The organism is Delftia sp. CH05, assembly GCF_009827015.1.
Lineage (GTDB): Bacteria > Pseudomonadota > Gammaproteobacteria > Burkholderiales > Burkholderiaceae_C > Comamonas > Comamonas tsuruhatensis.
In genome coordinates this window covers 104,875-124,332 of the sequence record NZ_WUMG01000014.1, presented here as the reverse complement: position 1 = coordinate 124,332, position 19,458 = coordinate 104,875, and the positions used below count along the sequence as shown (strand labels likewise).

Annotated in this window: 15 protein-coding genes; 6 read left to right on the top strand and 9 right to left on the bottom strand. The window is 69.2% G+C overall.

Annotated elements, in window-relative coordinates:
* Positions 1 to 12 precede the first annotated feature (12 nt).
* The gene (locus GRX31_RS13890; RefSeq protein WP_160853193.1) at positions 13 to 2,178 is read right to left on the bottom strand and encodes a TonB-dependent receptor; all 2,166 of its coding nucleotides are present in this window, start codon (positions 2,176 to 2,178) and stop codon (positions 13 to 15) included.
* A 336-nt stretch (positions 2,179 to 2,514) separates the two neighbouring features.
* On the opposite strand from GRX31_RS13890, the gene GRX31_RS13885 reads away from it, so the two are divergent.
* From GRX31_RS13885 to GRX31_RS13870, 4 genes are read left to right on the top strand one after another with little or no spacing between them, the layout of a single operon-like run.
* Entirely contained in the window at positions 2,515 to 2,925 is a 411-nt protein-coding gene (locus tag GRX31_RS13885; protein WP_047473383.1) for a DUF2306 domain-containing protein, read from the top strand.
* A 34-nt stretch (positions 2,926 to 2,959) separates the two neighbouring features.
* Entirely contained in the window at positions 2,960 to 3,286 is a 327-nt protein-coding gene (locus GRX31_RS13880; protein WP_088166787.1) for a 2TM domain-containing protein, read from the top strand.
* Between the two features lie 29 nt (positions 3,287 to 3,315).
* Complete coding sequence (locus tag GRX31_RS13875) at positions 3,316 to 4,404, top strand: sensor histidine kinase (RefSeq protein WP_160853219.1); 1,089 nt, start codon at positions 3,316 to 3,318, stop codon at positions 4,402 to 4,404.
* Between the two features lies 1 nt (position 4,405).
* The gene (locus GRX31_RS13870) at positions 4,406 to 5,218 is read left to right on the top strand and encodes a LytR/AlgR family response regulator transcription factor (RefSeq protein ID WP_160853191.1); all 813 of its coding nucleotides are present in this window, start codon (positions 4,406 to 4,408) and stop codon (positions 5,216 to 5,218) included.
* Between the two features lie 36 nt (positions 5,219 to 5,254).
* Here the strand turns inward: GRX31_RS13870 and GRX31_RS13865 are convergent, their stop codons facing one another.
* Entirely contained in the window at positions 5,255 to 6,028 is a 774-nt protein-coding gene (locus GRX31_RS13865; protein ID WP_160853189.1) for an ATP-binding cassette domain-containing protein, read from the bottom strand.
* A 13-nt stretch (positions 6,029 to 6,041) separates the two neighbouring features.
* Between GRX31_RS13865 and GRX31_RS13860 the strand changes: the two genes are divergently transcribed.
* A complete protein-coding gene (locus GRX31_RS13860; RefSeq protein ID WP_160853188.1) occupies positions 6,042 to 6,407 on the top strand; it encodes a hypothetical protein in 366 nt (121 codons plus the stop codon).
* Between the two features lie 3 nt (positions 6,408 to 6,410).
* Here GRX31_RS13860 and GRX31_RS13855 read toward each other — a convergent pair whose 3' ends face one another.
* From GRX31_RS13855 to GRX31_RS13840, 4 genes are all read right to left on the bottom strand, one after another.
* A complete protein-coding gene (locus tag GRX31_RS13855; RefSeq protein ID WP_160853217.1) occupies positions 6,411 to 7,910 on the bottom strand; it encodes an efflux transporter outer membrane subunit in 1,500 nt (499 codons plus the stop codon).
* A 23-nt stretch (positions 7,911 to 7,933) separates the two neighbouring features.
* Complete coding sequence (locus GRX31_RS13850; RefSeq protein WP_160853186.1) at positions 7,934 to 11,095, bottom strand: multidrug efflux RND transporter permease subunit; 3,162 nt, start codon at positions 11,093 to 11,095, stop codon at positions 7,934 to 7,936.
* A 348-nt stretch (positions 11,096 to 11,443) separates the two neighbouring features.
* Positions 11,444 to 14,581: an MdtB/MuxB family multidrug efflux RND transporter permease subunit gene (locus GRX31_RS13845; protein WP_016449700.1), complete on the bottom strand. Its 3,138-nt coding sequence runs from the start codon at positions 14,579 to 14,581 to the stop codon at positions 11,444 to 11,446.
* Positions 14,582 to 14,626: 45 nt separating this feature from the next.
* Entirely contained in the window at positions 14,627 to 16,225 is a 1,599-nt protein-coding gene (locus tag GRX31_RS13840; protein ID WP_160853184.1) for an efflux RND transporter periplasmic adaptor subunit, read from the bottom strand.
* A gap of 421 nt (positions 16,226 to 16,646) precedes the next feature.
* Here GRX31_RS13840 and GRX31_RS13835 point away from each other — a divergent pair, with 421 nt between their 5' ends.
* The gene (locus GRX31_RS13835) at positions 16,647 to 17,036 is read left to right on the top strand and encodes a nuclear transport factor 2 family protein (RefSeq protein WP_046988116.1); all 390 of its coding nucleotides are present in this window, start codon (positions 16,647 to 16,649) and stop codon (positions 17,034 to 17,036) included.
* 2 nt (positions 17,037 to 17,038) lie between these two features.
* On the opposite strand, the gene GRX31_RS13830 is transcribed toward GRX31_RS13835, so the two are convergent.
* The 3 genes from GRX31_RS13830 to GRX31_RS13820 form a co-directional block, all read right to left on the bottom strand.
* Positions 17,039 to 17,377 (bottom strand): AzlD domain-containing protein, encoded by a 339-nt coding sequence (locus GRX31_RS13830; RefSeq protein WP_016448917.1) that lies wholly within the window; start codon positions 17,375 to 17,377, stop codon positions 17,039 to 17,041.
* 5 nt (positions 17,378 to 17,382) lie between these two features.
* Positions 17,383 to 18,075: an AzlC family ABC transporter permease gene (locus GRX31_RS13825; RefSeq protein ID WP_046988112.1), complete on the bottom strand. Its 693-nt coding sequence runs from the start codon at positions 18,073 to 18,075 to the stop codon at positions 17,383 to 17,385.
* Between the two features lie 170 nt (positions 18,076 to 18,245).
* Complete coding sequence (locus GRX31_RS13820) at positions 18,246 to 19,316, bottom strand: XdhC family protein (protein WP_160853182.1); 1,071 nt, start codon at positions 19,314 to 19,316, stop codon at positions 18,246 to 18,248.
* Positions 19,317 to 19,458 lie beyond the last annotated feature (142 nt).

Below are 19,458 nucleotides of genomic sequence, written 5' to 3'. Positions count from 1 at the left end.
GATCGCTCCGGCTCAGAAATCCACCGATGCGCTCAGCGAGAAGGTGCGCGGCATGGACTGCACCAGGTAGTTGGCGCCCGGGTAGCCGCCCACGGACGACCAGTAGCCCTTGTCGAACAGGTTGTCGATGCGCGCGCGCAGGGTCAGCAGGCGGTTGTTGCCGATGTCCATGAGATAACGCGCGCCGATGTCGGTGCGCGTCCACGAGGCCACTTTCAGCGTGTTGGCGCCGTTGGCGTACTGGCTGGAGGTGTGCATCACGCGCGCATTGAGGGCCAGGCCCGAGACGCCGGGCACATCCCAGTCCACGCCCAGGTTGAGCAGGCGCTTGGGCACGCCGATGGCGTAGTTGCCGATGGTGGCGGCATCGGCGGCCTCGCGGATCTTGGCCTCGCTGAAGGTCACGCCGCCCAGCACGCGCAGGCGCTTGACGGGCTCGCCGAAGACCGTGGCCTCCAGGCCGCTGTTGCGCTGCTTGCCGTACTGGCCGAAGACCTGGTTGGCCACATAGGCCGAAGGCATGTCCGTGGTGTACAGCGCCACCGTGGCGCCCAGCTGCTGGCCCTGCCACTTGAAGCCGATTTCCTTTTGGCGCGACTTGTAGGGCGCGAACACCTGGCCGCCGTTGGACACGGGCAGGTCGTTGGCTGTCTGCGGCGCCACGGCGCCCTTGGTCAGGCCTTCGATGTAGTTGGCGTAGACCGAGGTGTTCTCGCTGGTCTTGAACACCAGGCCCAGCATGGGCGTGGTGGCCGACTTCTTGTAGTGGTCGGTCTGCGCGCCCGTGTTGTAGTCGTAGCTGCTTTGCTCGATGCTCTGGCGGCGCACGCCCACGGTCAGGCGCAGGCGCTCGTCCAGCATCGTCAGCGTGTCGCCGATGGCGAAGCTGTTGAGCCGGGTTTCACCCACGCGCGTGGGATCGGCCAGGTTGCCGCCGAACAGCGTCATCGCCGGGCGCGCGCTGCTCCAGGGGTTGTAGATGTTGTTGACCACGCCAAAGCCCATGCCCCAGGCATTGCGCTCGGTGGCCGAGTAGGTGCTGGCCGTGGCCACCAGCTCGTGGCCCACGCTGCCCGTGGCCAGGCGCGTGCGGATGCCGACCTCGCCCGTGCCCACGCTGTCCTTGCGCTTGTTGTCGAAGCGCGTGCCCGTGGTGTCGCCGGCCGCATTCGTGACGGTCACGCCGCTCAGGGAGTTGTCTTCCTTGCCTCGGCGCAGGCCGCCCGCAGCCCAGGCCGTGGTGGTGTCGTTGATGTCCCATTCGGCGCGCAGCGTGGCGAACAGGTCGCGCTCGGTGGAGTACGACCAGTTCTGGCCGTAGTTGGTCTTGTTGTCGGGCACGGCCGGGATGAAGTTGCCGGGCGTCACGCTGGGGCGGCCGCCGTTGTAGCTGTTGCGCTGGTAGCCCACGTCGCCCGACAGGCGCACGTTGCGGCTGCGCCAGTCCAGGCCCAGGCCCAGGGCGGTGAGCGAGCGGTCTTCGCCATCCACGCCCGTGCCGCCGTCGCGGCGCACGGCGTTCAGGCGGATGCCGGTGCTCCGGTCAGGGCCGAAGCGGCGCGAGATGTCGGTGGAGACAAAGGCCTGGCCGCCCGTCTGTATGCCGGCGCCCACGCGCGTCAGCGCATCGTTGCCGGCGCGCTTGGGCAGCAGGCTGATGGTGCCGCCAATGCCGCTGCCGCCGGGTGCTGCGCCATTGAGGAAGGCGTTGGCGCCGCGCAGCACCTCCACACGCTCGAAGAACTCCGAGGCGATGTACTGGCGCGGCAGCAGGCCGTACAGGCCGTTGTAGGCGATGTCGTCCGAATAGACCGGGAAGCCGCGCAGCACATACAGCTCCTGGAAGTTGCCAAAGCCGCGCGCCTGGCGCACGCCCGGGTCGTTGAGCAGCACGTCGCCCACGCTCTTGGACTGGGTGTCCTCGATCAGCTGCTGGGTGTAGCTGGTGGTGGAGAACGAGGAGTTCTTCCAGTCCAGCGTGCCCAACACGCCGTTGCGCGCCCCCGTGGCCACCTGGCCGCCTGCGAAGGGCTTGGACAGGCCCTGGGCCGATGCGTCGGCGCTGGCCTCCACCGTCACGGCCTCCAGCACGGTGTCACCGCCCCGGGTCTGGGCAATCAGCGCCTGATGGCTGCACAGGCAAAGAACGGCCAGGGATATGGGGCGAATGGAAGGCATGAGGATGGGATTGAGAATGATTTGCAGAACCCGTTAGCTTACCAACCACCTGGGCACGCAACTATGAGTTTTCTCAATCTGTTGCATCGAAGCAATCCTGGGGGTGATTGGTTTCAAAGGCCCTGATCGATAGTCCGTGCGCACTCACCCTGGCCTCCACCCTGCGGACTGCATCCTCCAGATGCCGTGGACGTGCCTGCCGTTCGCGGCGCCAGGATGCAGCTGGCACCCTGCCCTCGTCCGTCCGTCGCATGGCGCTGGCCCCGGCGGCGCCCGGCAGCGACAGTCCTGTCCCATACAGGCCCGCCAACCCGGGCCGCACGCCAGGACACCGCCATGCAAATGACACCGCTGATCGCCATCCACATGAGTGCCGCCCTCGGGGCCACGGCCACGGGTGCCATCGCCCTGCTGGCACGCCGCCAGGCCGCCGCCCATCCCCGCCTGCACCGCGCGGCCGGCCATGCCTTTGTCACGCTCATGGTCTGCGCGGCGGTGTCCGCCTGCTTCATCCGCGACTACCGCCTGCCCAACTGGGGCGGCTACACGCCCGTCCACCTGCTGGTGCCGCTGACCTTTGCCGGCCTGGGCCGGTCGTTCTGGCACCTGTACCACGGCAACATCGCCGGCCACCGCAAGATCATGCGCAGCGTCTACATCGGCGCCTGCGTCGTGGCGGGCCTGTTCACCCTGCTGCCCGGCCGCTATCTGGGCGACCTGCTGTGGCAGCGGCTGGGCCTGGCCTGACGCCGCTTTCCTTCCCACTGACGGAGAACTCCCCATGCGCACCCTTGATCCCCTTGATCCCCTCGATCCCTCTGCCCGCCACGACGACGATGCCCTGGAGCGCATGGCGCGCCGCCGCGCAGGCGCCAAGATGGGCTGGATGATCCACGCCAGCGTCTATGTGCTGGTCAACCTCGGGCTGGCGGCGCTGTCGCTGTCCCAGGGCAGGCACTGGGCCATCTTCCCGGCCCTGGGCTGGGGCCTGGGGCTGGCCATCCACGGGGCCGTGGTCTGGCTGGCACTGCCGGGCAACGGCTGGCACGGGCGCATGGTGGAGCGCGAGCGGCAGGCGCTGCAGTCACGCCAGGGCCGCGCCCGCTGAAACACGCCATGGGACTACCATTGCCCTCCATGCCCGACCCCGCATCCAACGCCACACGCCAGCCGGCCGCCCCTGGCCACATCGTGGAACGGACCACGCTGCTGCGCCACGGCATCGCGACGACCTCGGCCTGCGCCCTGATTGCCGCCGCATTCAGCCTGAGCAACCACGGCCGCTGGGACGTGAACCTCATCTACTCGCTGTCGATCGGCCTGACCAGCTGGCTCACCATCGAACTGGGCCGCTGGCGCCTGACGCGGGGCCAGGACATTCCCTGGCCCGGCGGCTGGCGCGGCGCCGCGCTGGTGGTGGCTGGCATCGTGACGGGGTTCGTGATCGGGTCGCTGATCGGCACGGCCTACAGGCAGTGGGCTGATCCCGACGCCAGCACGGCCCTGATGCACCGGCTGTGGATACCGCTGGCCGTCACCATCGTCGCCAGCACGGTGATGTCGCTGGCCTTCTTCCTGCTGGGCTACTCGCGCCACCTGCAGATGCAGGCCGAGCAGGCCCGACGCCAGGCGGCCGAGGCCAAACTCACCCTGCTGCAGGCCCAGCTGGAGCCGCACATGCTGTTCAACACCCTGGCCAACCTGCGCGTGCTGGTGGCCAGCGACCCGCAGCGCGCCCAGGCCATGCTGGACCATCTGATCGCCTACCTGCGCGCCACGCTGGGCGGCTCGCGCAGCACCGAGCATGCGCTGGCCGAGGAATTCGCGCGCCTGCGCGACTACCTGGCGCTGATGTCCATCCGCATGGGCCCGCGCCTGCAGTACACGCTGGACCTGCCCGAGGACCTGGCCCAGGTGCCCGTGCCGCCGTTGCTGCTGCAGCCCCTGGTGGAAAACTGCATACGCCACGGACTGGAGCCCAAGCTGGAAGGCGGGCATATCGCCGTGCGCGCGCGCCGCATGGACGGCGGCCCGTTGGAGCTGACCGTGGCCGACAACGGCATGGGCCTGGATTCCGGAGCGCCCGCCCTGCCCGGCAGCCGCTTCGGCACGGCCCAGCTGCGCGAGCGCCTGGCCAGCCGCTATGGCGACGCCGCGCACTTCGAACTGGCCGCCCTGCCCGAAGGCGGCACGCTAGCCAAAATCACCATTGCCAACGCCGGTTGAAATGACCTCCTCCCCCCGCGCCCTGATCGCCGAAGACGAACCCCTGCTGGCCGAGGACCTGCGTCAGGCCCTGGCCCGCGCCTGGCCCGAGCTGCAGATTGCCGCCATGGTGGGCGACGGCCTGAGTGCCGCCCGGCAGGCGCTGGCGCTGCAGCCCGATGTGCTGTTCTTCGACATCCGCATGCCGGGCCAGAGCGGCCTGGAGGCCGCCGCCGAACTGGCCGACGCCTGGCCCGAGGCGCAGCCGTTTCCCATCCTGGTCTTCGTGACCGCCTATGACCAGTACGCCATGGACGCCTTCGAGGCCCAGGCGGTGGACTACCTGCTCAAGCCCGTGCAGCCCGAGCGGCTGGCGCGCAGCGTGCAGCGCCTGCGCGAGCTGCTGGCCCAGCGCACGGTGGCCCCGGCTGGCGCTGCGCTGGCGCAGGCGCTGGAGCAATTGCGGCATCTGGCCGGTGCCACGGCCCCCGCCGCCACCGCTACCGAGCCGCCGCTGCAGATGATCCAGGCCGGCGTGGGCACGCAGATCCAGATGGTGCCCGTGCACGACGTCGTCTACTTCGAGGCCGCCGACAAGTACGTGCGCGTGCTCACGGCATCACATGAGTACCTGGTGCGCACGCCGCTCAAGGAACTGCTGCCCCGGCTGGACGCCGAGGATTTCTGGCAGGTGCACCGTGGCACCGTGGTGCGCGCAGCCGCCATTGCCAGCGCCCAGCGCGACGAGGCCGGCCGGCTGTGGCTGCAGCTGCGCGAGCGAGCGGAAAAACTGGCCGTGAGCCGCCTCTACGCGCAGCGGTTCAAGGCGATGTAGGCGGCGATGTAGGTGGCGATGTAGACGCCGGCTCCGTCAGCGCAGCGGCGGCTGATCGGGCAGGTCCAGCACGTCGTCCCAGGCCACGCCCTGCATCTCGTCCCAGTGCGCGACGATCACGCAGCGCGGCCCGTGCCCGGCCACGGGGGCCGATTGCTGGCCAGCACGGTTGAGGCCCGCCAGCGTGCGCTGCACATGGTCCATCGATCCCCGGTCCAGCGCGGCCAGCGGCTCGTCGATCAGCAGCAGCGGCACGCCGCTGGACCAGCCCGCCGCCATCCACAGCTTGCGCAGGCTGCCCGTGGACAGGGCCAGCAGGGGCTTGTGCAGATGGGGCTCCAGCCCCAGGCCGTCGGCATGGGCCTGCCATGCCGCCTCGCTCCAGGCCGGGTGCAATTGCCGCTGTGCCTGCACCCATTCCTGCGCGGGCCGGGCACGCTCGGCATTGGACAGTTCGGCGCGCGGGTCGCGCCAGAACAATGCAGGGCGCTGCGACGGGTCCGGCTGCTGCGGATATACCAGGCGCCCGGCCTGCAAAGGCAGCTGGCCGGCCAGCATTTGCAGCAGGCTGGTCTTGCCGCAGCCCTCGCCGCCGCGCACCAGGCACAGGCCCACGGGCCAGTCGTGCGAGGCACCATCCCACAGCAGCAGGCCCGGCTGCCCGAAGCGCAGGGACTGCGCGCTCACCATCGGCGGCGCCATCGATTGCTGTGCGGTGTCCATCTGAATGTCTTTCCGGTTCTGCGATGCGGGCGATTGTGCACGCGGCACAATGCCGGGCTTTCCCTTTTCCAACCACGCACTACGCATGCGGACCGCCACCATGACCCTCGACTACCTGGATTTCGACTACAGCGAAGACGACGAAGGCACGGGCTGCTGGGACGCCATGGCCAGCGTGCCCGCCGCGCGCGTGCCGGCGCTGGCGGCCGAGGTGGAGCAATTGCTGGCCTGGGCGCACCGCCGCTTCAAGGGCCGGCGCGGCCCCATCGAGGAAGGCGGCGACTGGGACTACGAGCTGCAGGCCCAGGACGACGGCGGCCAGCAGCTGGACTGGCGCTTTGACGCAGCCACGGCGCGCCTGCAATCCGTGGCGGCCGGGGATGGCCGCACCACGGTGAACCTGTCGATCAGCGGCAGCGCGGCCTTCGGCGAAGCATTGCGCCAGGCCTTCGAGCTGCAGGACTGAACATCAGCGCGCGACAGCCTGCGGCCCCTGCGCGGACACCGGCCCCAGCGGCTCCCAGCGCCCGGCCACGTTCTTGAGCAAGGTGTTGACGGCGGCCAGCCGCCGGTTGCGCACATCGATCAGGCTGCGCCGCGCCGACAGCACCGTGGTCTGGGCGCTGAGCACATTCAGATAGGCCACCGTACCCGCGCGGTACTGGTTGTTGACGACATCCAGCGCCTTCTGCGCGGCGGCCACGGCCTCGATCTGCACCTGCTGCTCGCGCGCCAGGGCGGATGCGGTGACCAGGTTGTCCTCCACCTCCTGCAACGCCGTCAGCACGGTCTGGCGGTAGGTGGCGGCGGCCAGGTCCAGCGAGGCACGCGCCGACTCCACGGCCGCCGTGCGCGCGCCGCCGTCGAACAGCGCCAGCGCCAGCGACGGGCCCAGCGACCAAAACAGGTTGGGCGCACTCACCAGGTTGGACAGCGATGCACCCCGGTAGCCCGCCGTGGCCGACAGCGTGAGCGCCGGGAAGAAGGCCGCGCGCGCCACGCCCACCTGGGCGTTGGCGGCGGCCACGCGGCGCTCGGCCGCCGCAATGTCGGGGCGCTGCTCCAGCAGTTGGGACGAGAGCATGGCCGGCACCTCGGGCGGCAGCGGCAGCTCGGCGCCGGCCTCCAGGCTGAAGGCGGCCGGAGGCAGGCCCAGCAGCGCGGCCAGGGCGTGCTCCAGCTGGGCGCGGCTGGTCTGCGCCTCGATGAGCTGGGCCTGGGTGCTTTTGTACTGCGCCTCGGCCTGGGCCACGTCGGCCGACGAGGCCACGCCCGCGCGGTAGCGGTTGTTGGTGAGCTTCAGGCTCTGCTCGTAGCCCTGCAGCGTTTCCTGCAGCAGCCGCACGCTGGCATCGGCCGCGCGCAGCGAGAAATAGGTCTGCGTGATCGATGCCTGGGCCGACAGCCGCGCGGCGGCCAGGTCGTCGCTGCTGGCCTGGGCGCTGGCCTGGCTGGCGCTGACCGTGCCCGACACGCGGCCCCACAGGTCCAGTTCCCAGCTGGCGTTGAGGCCAAGCGAGTAGTTGGTCGAGATGTTGCCGCTACTGGCGGTGTTGCCGCCCGTGCCTGATGCACCTGATGCACCGGAGGCCCCGCCGCTGCGCAAGCGCGTGGCGCCGGCCGTGCTGCCCAGCGTGGGCAACAGCCCGGCCTGGCTGCTGGCCACGGCCGCCTGCGCGGCACGCAGGCGCGCGGCGGCCTGGGCAATGCTCTGGTTGCCGGTGGCGGCCTGCTGCTGCAGGCGGTTGAGCTGCTCGTCGCCGAACAGCTCCCACCAGTTGTCGGGCACTTGCGCACGCGACGGATCTGCGGGCCGCCAGATGCCGGCCTCGGCCGCCTCGGGCGTGGCTTCCTTGAACTGGGCCGGCACCTCGAGTGCGGGGCGCTGGTAGGCGCTCTGCGTGGAGCAGCCGGCCAGCAGCGCGGCGGCCAGCCAGATCGCCGGGGAGTGAAGTGTCTTGAACTGCATCAGCTTGGGCTTTCGGATTCGGTTCACTGGGGTGATGCGGCGGGCACAGGGGTGCCGCGGTCCTTGCCCTGCACGCGGCCACGCAGGCCCAAGGCACGCTGGCGCAGCCTGTCCAGCAGCACATAGACCACGGGCGTGGTGTAGAGCGTGAGCAGCTGGCTCAGCATCAGGCCGCCCACGATGGCAATGCCCAGCGGCTGGCGCAGCTCGGCGCCATCGCCCCGGCCCAGGGCCAGCGGCAGCGCGCCGCAGATGGCCGCCAGGCTGGTCATGAGGATGGGGCGCAGCCGCAGTTCGCAGGCGCGGTAGATGGCCTGGGCGGCCGTCGCATGGCCGCCGCGCTGCCGCTCCAGCGCGAAGTCGATCATCATGATGGCGTTCTTCTTGACGATGCCGATCAGCAATATCACCCCGATCAGCGCGATCAGCGAGAACTCCGTCTTGAACAGCATCAGCGCCATCAGCGCGCCCACGCCGGCCGAGGGCAGCGTGGACAGGATGGTCAGCGGATGCACCAGGCTCTCATAGAGCACGCCCAGCACCAGGTAGATGGTGATGATGGCCGCCAGGATCAGCAGCGGCTGCCCCGACAGCGCCTGCTGGAAGGCCCCTGCCGTGCCGCTGAAGCTGCCGCGCACCGACACGGGCACGCCCAGCTCGGCCACGGCCGCGCGGATGGCGTCGCTGGCATCCGACAGCGCCACGCCCTCGGCCAGGCTGAAGCTGATGGTGCTGGCCGGCGTGCCCCGGTCGTGGTTCACGGACAGCGGCGTGTTGGTGGTGGTGATGCGCGCAAACGAGGTCAGCGGCACCTGCTCGCCCTGGTTGTTCACGAAGAAGAAGCCGCGCAGCGTCTCGGGGCTTTGCAGGTAGCGCGGCGCGGCCTCCATCACCACGCGGTACTGGTTGAGCGGGTTGTAGATCACGCCCACCTGGCGCTGGCCGAAGGCGTTGTTGAGCGTGCCGTCGATCTGCGCCACCGTCAGCCCCAGGCGCGTGGCCGCGTCGCGGTCGATCACCAGCGAGGTCTGCAGGCCGAAGTCGGAGACATCGCTGTTCACGTCCGTGAGCTGGGGCAGCTGCGACAGCACCTGGCGGATGCGCGGCTCCCAGGTGCGCAGGTCCTGGATGTCGTCAGCCTGCAGCGTGTAGTCGTACGAGCCCGAGCTCTGCCGCCCGCCGATGCGGATATCGCTTTGCGTGACCATGAACAGCCTCGCGCCGGGCTCGTTCTTGAGCTTGTCGCGCAGGCGGTTGATCACCTCGTCGGACGATACCTTGCGCTCGGCCAGCGGCTTGAGCGACATGAACATGTTGGCCGCATTGCGCTGGCCGCCGCCCGTGAAGCCCGTCACGTACTCCACGGCCGGGTCTTCCTGCACGATGGACAGGAAGCGCTTGAGCCGCTGCTCCATGGCCTGGTAGGAGGTGGACTGGTCGGCCCGGATGAAGCCCATCACGCGGCCCGTGTCCTGGCTGGGCATGAAGCCCTTGTCGATGGCCATGTACAGGTGCACGTTCAGCGCCACCACGCCGGCCAGCACCAGCAGCACCAGCGGCTGGTGGCGCAGGCACCAGGCCAGGCTTGCGCGGTAGCCGGACATGGCACGCCGCTCGGCCCGGCCAACCCAGGCGCCGAAGCGGCCCCAGGCGCGGCCCATTGGCCCGCGCGGACGCGCCTGTGCAGCAGGCCGCTGCGGCCGCAGCAGCGCCGCGCACATCATGGGCGTGGTGGTCAGCGACACCACCATCGAGATCAGAATCGCCGCCGACATCACCACCGCGAACTCGCGGAAGAACCGCCCCACGATGCCGCCCATGAACAGGATGGGCACGAACACCGCGATCAGCGACAGGCTCATGGACACCACGGTGAACCCGATCTCGCGCGCCCCGTCCAGCGCCGCGCGCAGCGCGGTCTTGCCGCGCTCCATGTGGCGCATCACGTTCTCCAGCACCACGATGGCATCGTCCACCACAAAGCCCGTGGCCACGGTCAGCGCCATCAGCGACAGGTTGTCCAGCGTATAGCCGGCCAGGTACATCACGCCGAACGTGCCCGCCAGCGACACCGGCACGGCCACGGCCGGAATCAGCGTGGCCCGGCCATTGCGCAGGAACAGGAACACCACCAGGATCACCAGCGCCACGGCGATCAGCAGCGCCCGCTCCACCTCCACCACCGAGGCACGCAGCGTGGGCGTGCGGTCGGACACGATGGTCAGATCGATGGCCTCCGGAATGGACGCCTTGAGCTGCGGCAGCAAAGAGCGCACGCGCGCCACGGCCTCCAGGATGTTGGCGTCCGGCTGCTTGAAGATCTGCAGCAGGATGGCGGGCTTGCCGTTGGCCACGCCGTAGTTGCGCACGTCCTGCACCGAATCCGTGACATCGGCCACGTCCTGCAGCCGGATCGCATTGCCATTGCTCCAGCGCAGCACCAGCGGCGCATAGTCGGCCGCCACGCGGGCCTGGTCATTGGCGGTCACCTGCCAGTAATGGTCCTCGCGCTCCACCGCGCCCAGCGGCCGGTTGGCATTCGTGGCCGAAATGGCGGTACGCACCTGGTCCAGCGACACGCCATTGGCCGCCAGCTTCACCGGGTCCAGCTCCACGCGCACGGCCGGCAGCGCCCCGCCGCTGATTGAGGCCTGGCCCACGCCCTCCACCTGCGAGAGCTTCTGCGCCAGCACGGTGGACGCCGCGTCATACATCTGCCCGCGCGTCAGCGCGCTGGACGTCAACGCCAGGATCATGATCGGCGCATCGGCCGGATTCACCTTGCGATACGTAGGATTGCCCGGCATGCCCGAAGGCAGCAGCGTGCGCGCCGCATTGATGGCGGCCTGCACATCGCGCGCCGCGCTGTCCACCGTGCGCGACAGATCGAACTGCAGCGTGATGCGCGTACTGCCCAGGCTGGAGCTGGACGTGATCTCATTGACCCCCGCAATCGCCCCCAGCGCCCGCTCCAGCGGCGTCGCCACCGTCGCCGCCATCGTGTCGGGGCTTGCACCCGGCAGGCTGGCGGACACCGAAATCGTCGGATAGTCCACCTGCGGTAGCGGCGCCACCGGCAGCAGGAAATACGACACCGCCCCCGCCAGCGCCAGGCCGATGGTCATCAGCATGGTGGCAATGGGCCGGAAGATGAACGGCGCCGAGAGATTGGAAAGCTGGCTCATGATCCAGCCCCAAAAACCTCAGGCCGAGCGAAGCGATGGCCCATCCCCCCGCCTTCCCCCCTCTGCCCACGCCTGCGTTGGGCGCGATGCGGGGTGGCAAGCCTGCCGAAGGACAGGCTTGCTTCGTCATCTGACTTGCCGCAGTTGTCTGAGCGGCGCGCGAAGCGCAAAGCGAGTTCTGCGGCACACCCCGCATCGCGCCCAACGCAGGTTGCCCGCAGCGAAGCGAAGGGTCGTGGGCAGTGGGGGCGCGCTTCTTTGCCTACTTTCTTGTCGCGCGACAAGAAAGTAGGTCGGCCGCCGGGCCGAACCCCGGCCAGCGGCGCCAGCCAAAAGCGCAGATCAAGCTCAAGCATGGGCCTGCTCCGAAGAAGCACCCCGACGATCCCGCCACCTCTGCGCCCACCCTTCAAAAGTCAGATAGATCACAGGCGTAGTGAACAGAGTCAGCAACTGACTCACCAGCAAGCCCCCCACCAACGTCACCCCCAACGGATGCCGCAACTCACTGCCCACCCCCGTCCCCAGCATCAACGGCAAGGCCCCCAGCAAAGCCGCCAAGGTCGTCATCAGGATAGGCCGGAACCGCAGCAGGCAGGCCTGGTAGATGGCCTCGCGCGGCGTATGCCCCTCCTCGCGCTGCGCCTCCAGCGCGAAGTCGATCATCATGATCGCGTTCTTTTTGACGATGCCGATCAGCAGCACGATGCCGATGATGGCGATGATGTCCAGGTCCAGCCCCGCCAGCAGCAGGGCCAGCAGCGCGCCCACGCCGGCCGAGGGCAGCGTGGACAGGATGGTCACCGGGTGGATGGTGCTCTCATAGAGCACGCCCAGCACGATGTACATGGTGATCACCGCCGCCAGCACCAGCAGCAGCGTGTTGGACAGCGAGGCCTGGAAGGCCAGGGCCGCGCCCTGGAAGGCAGCGTCCACCGACAGCGGCATATGGCCCTCGGTGCGCAGCTGGGCCATCAGGTCCTGCACGGCCTTGACGGCATGGCCCAGCGACACGCCGGGCGCGGTGTTGAACGAGATGGTGGCGGCGGGCAGCTGGCCCACATGGTTCACGGCCAGGGCCATGGGCCGCTCGCTGACCGTGGCCACCGAGGACAGCGGCACGGGCGCGCCCGCGCTGGAGGCCACGTAGATGGACTGCAGCGCCTCGGGCCCGACCTTGAACTGCGGCGCCACCTCCAGCACCACGCGGTACTGGTTGGACTGCGTGAAGATGGTGGAGATCAGCCGCTGGCCGAAGGCGTTGTACAGCGCCGTGTCGATGGCCGAGACCGTCACGCCCAGCCGGCTGGCCTGTGCCCGGTCGATCTGCACGAAGGCCTGCAGGCCCTGGTCCTGCAGGTCGCTGCCCACGTCCACCAGCTCGGGCAGGTCGTGCATGCGCTCGACCAGGGCCTGGGTGCTCTTGGCCAGCTGCGCCATGTCGGGCGAGGACATCAGCAGCTGGTACTGGGTGCGCGCCACGCGGTCCTCGATGGTCAGGTCCTGCACGGGCTGGGCGTACAGGCGTATGCCCGGGATCTGCAGCGCATCGTCGGACAGGCGGCGCAGCACGGCGGGCACGCCATCGCGCTGGCCATGGGGCTTGAGGTCGATCAGCAGCCGGCCCGTGTTCAGCGTGGTGTTGCTGCCATCGACGCCGATGAAGGACGAGATGCTCTGCACGGCCGGGTCCTTGAGCAGCAGCTCGGCCAGGGCCTGCTGGCGCTCGGCCATGGCGGCAAAGGAGATGGACTGGTCGGCCTCGGTCGTGGCCTGGATGGTGCCCGTGTCCTGGTCCGGGAAGAAGCCCTTGGGCACGGCGAAGTACAGCAGCACGGTCACGGCCAGCGTGGCCAGGAAGACGATCCATGTCAGGCCCCGGCGGTCCAGTACCCAGGTGAGGATGCGGCCGTAGCCGGCGATGGTGCGGTCGAAGAAGCGGCCCGTGGCGTGGTACAGGCGGCCATGCCGTTCTTCCTGGACCCCTTCGGGCTGGTGGCGCAGCAGCCGCGCGCACAGCATGGGCGTGAGCGTCAGCGAGACCACGGCCGAGATCAGGATGGCCACCGCCATGGTGATGGCGAACTCGTGGAACAGCCGCCCCACCACGTCGCCCATGAACAGCAGCGGGATCAGCACGGCGATCAGCGAAATCGTCAGCGAGATGATGGTGAAGCCGATCTGCCTGGCGCCCTTGAGCGCGGCCTGCATGGGCGGCTCGCCCTTTTCCACGAAGCGCGCGATGTTCTCGATCATCACGATGGCATCGTCCACCACGAAGCCAGTGGAGATCGTCAGCGCCATCAGCGTGAGGTTGTTGATGGAAAAACCGGCCAGGTACATCACGCCGAAGGTGCCGATCAGCGACAGCGGCACGGCAAAGCTCGGTATCAGCGTGGCCGAGGCGCTGCGCAGGAAGACGAAGATCACCGCCACCACCAGGGCGATGGCCAGCATCAGCTCCAGCTGCATGTCGTTGACCGAGGCGCGGATGGTCACCGTGCGGTCGGTCAGCACCTGCACGTCCAGCGAGGCCGGCAGCGTCTCCTTGAGCTGGGGCAGCAGCGCCTTGATGCGATCCACCGTCTCGATCACGTTGGCGCCGGGCTGGCGCCGGATGTTGAGGATCACGCCCGCGCGCGAGCCACCCTCGGGCGTGCCGGCCCAGGCGGCCAGGCGCGTGTTCTCGGCATCGTCCACGGTCTGGGCGATGTCGGACAGGCGCACGGGCAGGCCGTTCTTGAAGGCGATGATGAGGTTGCGGTACTCGGCCGCCGACTGCAGCTGGTCGTTGGCATCGATGGTAGAGGCGCGCGCCGGGCCGTCGAAGCCGCCCTTGGCCTGCTTGACGTTGGCGGCGGCGATGGCGGTGCGCACATCGTCCAGCGTCATGCCCAGGCCGGCCAGCGCCGTCGGGTTGGCCTGGATGCGCACGGCAGGCCGGCGCCCGCCGGCAATCGCCACCAGTCCCACGCCGTTGACCTGCGAGAGCTTGGGCGCCAGGCGGTTTTCCACCAGGTCATTGACGCGGATCACCGGCAGCGAGGGCGAGGTGATGGCCAGCGTGAGGATGGGCGCATCCGCCGGATTGACCTTGCTGTACAGCGGGGGCATGGGCAGGTCGCTGGGCAGCAGGTTGGCACCCGCGTTGATGGCGGCCTGCACCTGCTGCTCGGCCACGTCCATGGCCATGTCCAGCGCAAAGCGCAGCGTGATCACCGAGGCGCCGCCCGAACTGGTGGACGACATCTGCGACAGCCCCGGCATCTGGCCGAGCTGGCGCTCCAGCGGCGCGGTGACGTTGGAGGTCATCACGTCGGGGCTGGCGCCCGGGTACAGCGTGGTGACCTGGATGGTGGGGTAGTCCACCTCGGGCAGGGCCGAGATCGGCAGCAGCCGGTAGGCCAGCAGGCCGGCGATCAGCACCGCCACCATCAGCAGCGATGTGGCGACGGGTCGCAGGATGAAGATGCGGGAAAGATTCATGGGGCCGCCTGGAAGGGCTTGCGGTCTTCAGGTGCCGGGCGCTGCTCAGCGCCCGGCAGGAGCGGGAGCCGCTGGAGCCGCCGGAGCGGCAGACGCCGGGCCGGGCGATGGCTGGGGCGAGCCCGGTGACGGCGCAGGTGCCTGGGATGCCGGCGCGGAACCTTCGGCGGCCGGTGCGCCGCTGCCGGCGCCATTGCTGCCGCCACTGTTGCCACCGCCATTGCGCTGCCCACCGCGCTCGGCGCGCAGCTTCTGCAGGTAGGCCTTGCGCTCGTCGGGGTTCATGGTCGCCAGCTTGGCGCGCACATCGGGCGGCAGATTGCGCATGCCGCGCGGCTGGCTGGAGGCGTCCTGCACGGCCTGGTCCACCTTCTGCACCTTGTCGGGCTCGATCACCGTGACCTTGGCGCCTTCGCGCAGGCGGTCAATGCCATCGACCACCACCTGCTCGCCAGGCTTGAGTTCGCCCTTCACGCTCACCCGGTCGCCATCGGTCACGCCCACGGTGATGCGCCGCTGCGTCACCGTGCCATCCTCCTGGACCAGATAGACGTAGTTGTTCTGCACGGCCGTGGTCGGCACGGTCAGCGCCTGCTCCAGCCGGTCCACTTCCAGCCTGACGTTGACGAACTGGTTGGCGAACAGCCGGCCCTCGGCATTGTCGAAGGCGGCCTTGGCCTTGATGGTGCCGGTGGCGATGTCGATGCTGTTGTCCACCGCATTGAGCCGGCCGCGCCCCAGCTGCTGCTTGAGGTCCCGGTCCCACAGCTCCACGGGCAGCTCGCGGCCCTCGGCCAGGCGCCGCGCCAGCGTGCCCACATGCGCCTCGGGCACGGAGAACACCGCATCGATGGGCTTGACCTGCGTGATGGTGACGATGCCGTTGGCATCCGAAGGGTTGACCACATTGCCCCGGTCCGCCTGGCGCAGGCCCAGCCGGCCCGCAATGGGCGCCGTGATGCGCGTGTAGCTCAGTTGCAGCCTGGCCGCATCGGCCTGGGCCTGGTCGGCGGCCACCGTGCCCTGGTACTGGCGCACCAGCGCAGCCTGGGTATCGACCTGCTGGCCGGCAATGGAATCCTGGGCCTGCAGCTCCTTGTAGCGCTGCAGGTCCAGCTGGGCGTTCTTGAGCAGCGCCTGGTCGCGCTGCAGCGTGCCCTGGATCTGGTTGAAGCTGGCCTGGAAGCTGCGCGGATCGATCTCGGCCAGCAGCTGGCCGGCCTTGACCTCGTCGCCTTCCTTGAAATGCAGGCGCAGCAACTCGCCCGACACCTTGGCGCGCACCACGGCCGTGGCGCGCGGGTTCATGGTGCCGATGGCGCTGATCAGCACGCGCATATCACGCCGCTCCACCACGCCCACGGACACCGGCTGCGCCTGGGCACCCATGGCGCCGGGGCCGCCAGGTCCACCCGGGCCGCCGGGGCCGCGCCGGCCGCCTCCCGCACGCCCGCCCCCCGGGCCGGGCGCACCGGCCGAGGCCTGCTCGCCCTGGGCCGGCGCCCGCTTGTTCCACCACCACAGCCCGCCCCCCGCCACCAGGGCCAATGCCACCACGCCCCACATCAGGGCAGGCCGTATCCGGCCACATTGGCGTACGCCGTGGGCATCTGCAACAAGGGGGCTGCTGGACAGGCGTTTCATGGTCACTGCGGGAAATCGTGGGAGGAAGCCGTGGGCCCGGCCCCGGAACAGGGCACGGCGGCGGATGCGGCTATGGTAGCCAGTCCCATGCTCTCCAAAACGAGGCAGATCGCCGTTTTACGCAGGCATTACCCCCGCTTTACCCCGGCTTTACCCGCTCTGACATGGTCGTTTTCGGAACAGGTCGAGCACCCGTCGGCAGGGTCTCAGACAGGGCACGGCGCTCAAAACACTGTTGACCCAGGCAAGGCCAATGCGGGGCGCATCAGCCCGAAAGTCCATTGAAAACAAGGCATTGCACCGCACCCCGGCGCGGCCCGCGCCTCGCCCCCCGTTGGACTGCCCCCCGCGCTTGTGACTACGATGCGCGGCCGCCGGCCTGCAAGCGCAGGCCGCCATCCATCCGTCCCAGGAGAACACCATGACGACTGCCAACCCACGCCTGACCGACCACCCCGAAGAAGCCGCCGTGCGCGTGCCGCTGGAGCTGTACATGCGCGGCCATGCCGAGGACGACAGCGCCCACATGCGCGCCGCCTTCATGCCCACCGCCCGCATCGAAAGCGTGCGCGAAGGCCCGCTGACCTCCTGGGACATCGACACCTACTGCGCCCGCTTCAAGGGCCAGCCCGCCGCCGACGAGGCCACGCGCCGCCGCAGCATCGACGCCATCGACATCGGCGGCACGGCGGCCAGCGCCAAGATCACCCTGGTGCACGGTGCCATCACCTTCATCGACTACTTCGTGCTGCTCAAGACGGAAGCGGGCTGGAAGATTGCCAACAAGGCCTTCCATGCCCAGCCGCACTGACATCACCAGGGCTTGACATGAGCCAGCAGGCCGTAGGTCAGCGCACCAGCCAAGGTCGGCATGGCAATGCCTCCACGCACCAGGCGTGCGAGGCAGATGGCCAGCAAAGCCACGGAGATCACGGCCACCCGCCCCCAGCGGACATCGCTGACCACCAGCCCCCAGGTTGACACCACGAACAGGGCAGCGATGGCGGCGGGCCCGACACCCGCCAGCCACCTCTGCACCTGCGGGGACGCCCGTGCAGAGTGCCCTCTGCGGCGTGCCTGCCACAACGGCAACCAGCGCAGGCCAAAGGTGCCGGCACCGCACAACAGCAAGATCCAGAATGTGTACGACATGGTGATCAGCCCCTATCGGCCGTGGCCGCATGCGCCAGCGCACCGCACAGGATCGCCAGCGCCAGTGCGTGGTAGCCCGGAATGAAGCAAGCCAGCACCGCAGCGACCACGGCGGCCGTGAGCACCGCACGCCACCAGCGCAGCACCCCCGCCTCCAGCAGCAGCGCAAAGAACAATGCGGGCAGAACAAAGGCCAGCGCCTCGCGGACGGCTGCCGGCCACCGATCCACCTCACCCACCAGCGTCACCCCCATCACCGTGCCGCCCACCCAGGCAGCGTAGGCGCCAAGTTGCAGGCCCAGAAACCAGTGCTCGCGCTCGGCCTCTGGCACGCCCTGCATCTTGCTCATGGCGGTGGCAAACACCTCGTCGGTCAGGCCAAAGGCCAACCAGGGCGTGGCCAGGCGCTGCCGCGGCCCCAGCACCACCTGCAGGGCCGGGCCATACAGCACATGCCGCGCATTCATCAACAGCACCGTGGGCAAAGCGGTCCACAGCCCGGCTCCCGAAGCCAGCAACGAAATCAGCAGGAACTGGCTGGCTCCGGCATAGACCAGCACGGAAGCCAGCACCGCAATGGACGGAGCAAGACCCGCCTGAACGGCCGCCACGCCAAAGGAAAAAGCAATCGGCAGATAGCCTGTTGCCACGGAGAGGCTGGCGGTCAGGCCGGCAGCCAGCGGACGAGCGCCGCTCACGCCGCGCCTCCGAACCCTTTCGCCACAGGATTGCCGACAATCGTGCCGGGCAAGCCGGCCTCATTCCCAGCCAAACACATGATCGCCTCCCTCTATGAAAGAAGATCGATCAATATAGCGCCTCAACTCCCGTCACTGCAGCCCCATGCCACCCGCCTGCGGCGCCCCGTCTAACCCACCCCGCACACCAGGGGCGTGATGCCCTCGGGCCCGTCATCCTCCAGCGGCTGCGGGGGCTGGGCTGCGGCGAGCTTGCCTTCTTCCACGGTCATGCCGCGCGGCAGGGCCACGCCGTTCTTGGCGGCCAGGACCTCGGCCATGATGCTGACGGCGATTTCGGGAGGCGTCTTGCTGCCTATGTACAGGCCGATGGGGCCACGCAGGCGCGCCAGTTGCGCGTCGCCCAGGCCGAAGTGCTCGCTCAGGCGCTGCAGGCGCAGCGCGGTGTTGCGGCGCGAGCCGATGGCGCCGACGTAGAAGGCCGGGGATTCCAGGGCTTCCATGAGGGCCAGGTCGTCGAGCTTGGGGTCGTGCGTGAGGCCGATGATGCAGGTGCGCGCATCGGCGCGCATGGTGCGCACGAGGTCGTCGGGCATCTCGCGCGACAGCCGCACGCCGGCCACGCTCCAGTGGCGGCTGTATTCCTCGCGCGGGTCACAGACGGTGACCGCAAAGCCGTTGAACAGCGCCATGGTGGCCAGGTATTCGGACAGCTGGCCTGCGCCGATGAGCAGCATGCGGTACTCGGGGCCGAAGCTGTTGGCGACCTGCTGCCCGTCATGCACCAGCGGCTCGGGCGCATCGCTGACCTGCTGGGCGACCTGGCCGGTGGCCTTGTCCACGGTGCGCCGCACCATGCGGCCTTCGTCCAGCCATTGCACGAGTTGCTGCAGCGCAGCAGCGTCGGGATTGAATTCGAGCAGCAGCTCCAGCGTGCCGCCGCAGGGCAGGCCGAAGCGGTGGGCCTCGTCGGCGCTGACGCCGTAGCGCAGCAGCCGGGGCGCGCCGTCGCGCAGGGCGTCGGCGTCCGAGGCGTGGCTGTAGCGGGCGATCAGGTCGTCCTCGATGCAGCCGCCGGACACGGAGCCGACCACGGCGCCCGAGGCCCCCAGCGCCATGATGGAGCCGATGGGCCGGGGCGACGAGCCCCAGGTACGCACCACCGTGGCCAGCAGCGCGCGCTCGCCCTGAGCGCGCCATTGCGCGAGGTGGCGCAGAACATGAACATCCAGGTTTTCCATTGCAAATCTCCACGCCGGCACCTGGCTTGCCTGTGCAGCTGGGCGCCTGGCGTTTTTCGGCGGCTATTGTCTCTCTGCATCAAGAAGGGTGCTGCAGCATGTAAAAAGGGCTTGGTAGCGCAGGGCGAAGCATAGAAGCCAC

Coding starts and splice junctions, on each gene's coding strand:
- GRX31_RS13890 (WP_160853193.1), bottom strand. CDS start 2,178: ATGCCTTCCATTCGCCCCATATCCCTGGCCGTTCTTTGCCTGTGCAGC.
- GRX31_RS13885 (WP_047473383.1), top strand. CDS start 2,515: ATGCAAATGACACCGCTGATCGCCATCCACATGAGTGCCGCCCTCGGG.
- GRX31_RS13880 (WP_088166787.1), top strand. CDS start 2,960: ATGCGCACCCTTGATCCCCTTGATCCCCTCGATCCCTCTGCCCGCCAC.
- GRX31_RS13875 (WP_160853219.1), top strand. CDS start 3,316: ATGCCCGACCCCGCATCCAACGCCACACGCCAGCCGGCCGCCCCTGGC.
- GRX31_RS13870 (WP_160853191.1), top strand. CDS start 4,406: ATGACCTCCTCCCCCCGCGCCCTGATCGCCGAAGACGAACCCCTGCTG.
- GRX31_RS13865 (WP_160853189.1), bottom strand. CDS start 6,028: ATGCGTAGTGCGTGGTTGGAAAAGGGAAAGCCCGGCATTGTGCCGCGT.
- GRX31_RS13860 (WP_160853188.1), top strand. CDS start 6,042: ATGACCCTCGACTACCTGGATTTCGACTACAGCGAAGACGACGAAGGC.
- GRX31_RS13855 (WP_160853217.1), bottom strand. CDS start 7,910: ATGCAGTTCAAGACACTTCACTCCCCGGCGATCTGGCTGGCCGCCGCG.
- GRX31_RS13850 (WP_160853186.1), bottom strand. CDS start 11,095: ATGAGCCAGCTTTCCAATCTCTCGGCGCCGTTCATCTTCCGGCCCATT.
- GRX31_RS13845 (WP_016449700.1), bottom strand. CDS start 14,581: ATGAATCTTTCCCGCATCTTCATCCTGCGACCCGTCGCCACATCGCTG.
- GRX31_RS13840 (WP_160853184.1), bottom strand. CDS start 16,225: ATGAAACGCCTGTCCAGCAGCCCCCTTGTTGCAGATGCCCACGGCGTA.
- GRX31_RS13835 (WP_046988116.1), top strand. CDS start 16,647: ATGACGACTGCCAACCCACGCCTGACCGACCACCCCGAAGAAGCCGCC.
- GRX31_RS13830 (WP_016448917.1), bottom strand. CDS start 17,377: ATGTCGTACACATTCTGGATCTTGCTGTTGTGCGGTGCCGGCACCTTT.
- GRX31_RS13820 (WP_160853182.1), bottom strand. CDS start 19,316: ATGGAAAACCTGGATGTTCATGTTCTGCGCCACCTCGCGCAATGGCGC.